We start from the raw sequence: 3,452 nt of genomic DNA, 5'->3' as shown, positions 1-3,452 counted from the left end.
GGGTGGGTCGCCAGCGCGGTGCGCATCGCGGCAACCTGATACTCGTCGTAGTCGATGTCGGGATCGAAACCGCGGCTGAGCAGCCTGCCGAGCACCGATACCAGGTCGACGGAGGCCCGGCTCCACCCGGTAGCGAGTTCATCGAGCATCTTGCCGGCTTCCTCGAGCGTCGCACCCGGGATCTTGGCCAGCCCGGCACGAAATCGTGCCGACGCCAGTATCTCCGGCTTCACCAGCCGCGGCGACTTGTATTGCGGTCCGAGGATTCGGTATTCGACGCGCTCCAACGCCAGCACCGCCCGGCGGGTGACGAAATGGGCGAAGTCCCGGGGGTTCTCCCCCACCGTGTTTTCCCGCCACTGCCGGCGCAGCTCGGACACTGTCGCCGATTCACCGGCGACCACCCGGGCCAGCGACGGTTCGGTGCGCACGATGCGCCGCTGCTGGCGTTCGCTGGGCTGGTAAGGATTTCGTCCCGGAAGCAGCGCGGCCATCCGCGACAGCGCCGACGCGCCGGCACGCGGCAGCCAGAAGACCCGCACCGGCATAATCGACCGCTTGTCGTCCCGCTCCAGCTCTTCGACGAGCTGCGCCAGCGCTGCCGGGGGCGCGTCCTGGGGCGGGAGCGCCAACACCTCGATCGTGGCCTCCGGGTGGGTGGCGCGCTGTTTTTCCAGCCAATCCTTGAGCAGCTCGGTCTCGACCGGCGACGACACCAAGGCCAGCACTAACGTGTCGGCGGTCGTGGTGAACGTCGACGTGTCAGTGGCCGGCGCCGTCACCGCGGTGCCTTCGTCGGGGCCTGCTTCGATGCCTTTTGCCCGGCCTTCTTCCCGGCCTTCTTGGGAGACGGCGAGGTTGACCGGTTCTGTGCCGGCTTCTTCGACTGGGCACCCAGATCGACTGTCGGCAGCTCGTCGACCGGCCAGTCGCCCAGGGTGTCCAGGTAAAGCTGGCGCACCTCGGCAATCCGGTCGGCCAACGTGTCAACGGTCCACTCGGCAACCGAGATTGGTGGAAAGACCGCGACGTCGACGGTGCCCGGATTGATGCCGATCGAATCCCGGGCGGCGACGACCTCCGCATTGCGGATCACGATCGGGACGATGGGGATTTCGGCCGCCATGGCGATGCGGAACGGACCCTTCTTGAACGGCCCGACCCCGGTGGTGTCCACCCGGGTACCTTCTGGGGCGATCACCACCGACAAGCCCTTCCGGGCACGGTCCTCGACTTGATGCAGCGACTCCACCGCGGCAGCGGAGTCGTCCCGGTCGATGAACACGGTCTCCGCCAGCTTGCCTATCGGACCGGTGATCGGGTCTTTTTCCAGTTCCCGTTTGCCGACGGCAACCCAGTTGTCGCGCACCAGGGCACCAGCGATGACGGGGTCAACTTGGTTGCGGTGGTTGAAGATGAACACCGCCGGCCGAGCTGCGGTCAGATTCTCGCTACCGATCACATTCAGTCGGACGCCGTTGACGGCCAGCAAGACCTGCGGATAGACACTGGTGAAGAAGTTCAGGCCGCGGCGTCGGTTGCGGGTCAACAGACCCCAACCCAGCGCACCGGCACCGACGGGGATGATCGAACCGATGCCGATCAGGGTTCGCAACTGCCCGACGATGCCGCCACTGCCTCGGCTGGTGAATCGCAGGATCGGCCAGCCGCGGCGCCGCGCGACGGTGGCCATCTTGCCTTCGGGGTTCGTCGGTCTCGGGTTGCCGACCAGATACATCAACGCTACGTCCTCGTCGCCGTCGGCGTAGAAGTAGCTGTCCCCCAGGTCAATATCGTGCTCGGCGGCGAACTTCTGCACCGCTGCGGCTTTGCCCGGCCCCCAGAGGATGGGGTGCACCACATTGCCGGTGAGCACACCGTTCTCGTCGGTTTCGAATACATTGGTGAGCGTGTTGGTGATGCCCAGGAAGCGGGCCACCGGATCGACCTGGATCGTCAACGCCGACGAACTGAGCACCACCGTATGCCCGCGAGCCAGATGCGCACGCACCAACTCGCGCATCTCCGGATAGATGCGGGCAGCGATCTTCTGGACGAACAGCCGCTCGCCGATCTCCTCGACGTCACTGAGGAATCGCCCACGCAGTGCCGAAGACGCCTTGGTGATGAGCTCTTCGAATTCGATACGACCGAGTTGATGGTTAAGCCCGGCTTGAACCATGCCGATCAACTCGCCCAGCCCCATGTCGCGGCGGCGGAACCGCTCCTGGGTGAGGATGACCCCGGTGAAGCCGGCGACCAGGGTGCCGTCCAGGTCGAAGAACGCGCCGATCTTGGGTCCTGGTGGGCTGGCGACGATCTCGGCGACCGAGCCGGGCAGCCGCATGTGGCGGGCCGACACCTCGGTTGAATTCGGATCGTTCATGAGCTCGCCGCCGAGGTGGGCCGAGGGTAGTCGAAGGATGCCGGTACGCAGTGCGGTGCCGGTTCGCCAGCCAGTGCGAGGATCTCGTCGAACCCCTGAACCAGGCATTCGGCGAACAACCTTTCGTCGCGCACAGCTGCACGGTCGTAGCGCACGGTGATGGTGCACTCTCCGCCCCGCGAGATCAGCACCACCATCATTGCGACCGCGGGCAACGGGCCAAGGCCGTACTGCCGCAGTACTTTCGCGCCGGCGATGTAGGTGTCACCTGGATAGAACGCGACGTTGCTGGCTTGGACGTCGGCGCCGATCACCGAACCGGTGATTCTCTCCAGCACCGGTGCCGGCAAGACACTCAGCAATGGCGCGACGGAACCCATCAGATCCATCGCCGGCTCTTCGCGACGCTGTGTCATCTGGGAGCGAATGCGTCTCATGCGCTCTACCGGGTCGGCCACCCCGACCGGTGCCGCCAGGTTCACTCCGGTGAACCGATTACCGCCGGCGGGGTCGGCGTCGGCGCGCAGGTTCACCGGGACCGCCATCGGCAAGGTAGCGATCGGCACACCGAGCGCCCGGTGGTAGCGGCCCAGGGCGCCGGAGAGTGCGGCCAGGTAGGCGTCGTTGATAGATCCACCGCCGTTCTTGGCGGCCCGGTGCAGGTCCGCTAGCCGGATGTCGAGTGCCTCGGTGCGGCTGGTCAGACTGCGGCGCCGCAACAACGGCGACGGCTCAGCGGCCTGGCTGACCACCCGCACACCGGAGCGCACATAGCCAAAGACACCCGTCACCGTCGAAAACGGGTCGCGAACCGTACGTTCCACCGCAGATAGCGCCCCAGTCAACACGTTCCGGGCACCGCCGATCACCGCGCCGGGCAAGTGGTTGATGCCGTCGCGCATCAAGTCGTTGGGCGACAGATCCTGCGGCACCGGTTGCGGCGGTGCGGGCTTCGCGGGCGGGTCCCGCTCCAGGTCGTAGATCTGGGCGAACATCTCGGCGCCGCCGACCCCATCGGTAACGGCATGGCTGATGTGCAAAAGCGTGGCCGCCCCCCCGTCGGGCA

Annotated in this window: 2 protein-coding genes and 1 pseudogene; all 3 read right to left on the bottom strand. The window is 66.4% G+C overall.

The genetic code is table 11. The features are described 5' to 3' along the window. Nucleotides 1-782 (bottom strand): annotated as a pseudogene (locus AC2VOP_RS16715) (glycerol-3-phosphate 1-O-acyltransferase); the annotation flags it as partial. After that, nucleotides 779-2,386 (bottom strand): HAD-IB family hydrolase, encoded by a 1,608-nt coding sequence (locus tag AC2VOP_RS16710; protein ID WP_486962011.1) that lies wholly within the window; start codon nucleotides 2,384-2,386, stop codon nucleotides 779-781. The gene AC2VOP_RS16710 and the pseudogene AC2VOP_RS16715, both read right to left, overlap by 4 nt. Next, on the bottom strand, nucleotides 2,383-3,452 hold a 1,070-nt coding region (locus AC2VOP_RS16705), incomplete at its 5' end, for a wax ester/triacylglycerol synthase domain-containing protein (RefSeq protein WP_486962010.1). The genes AC2VOP_RS16705 and AC2VOP_RS16710, both read right to left, overlap by 4 nt.

Source organism: Mycobacterium sp. TH-M106, from assembly GCF_057473765.1.
This window is presented reverse-complemented; position numbering and strand designations above follow the sequence as displayed.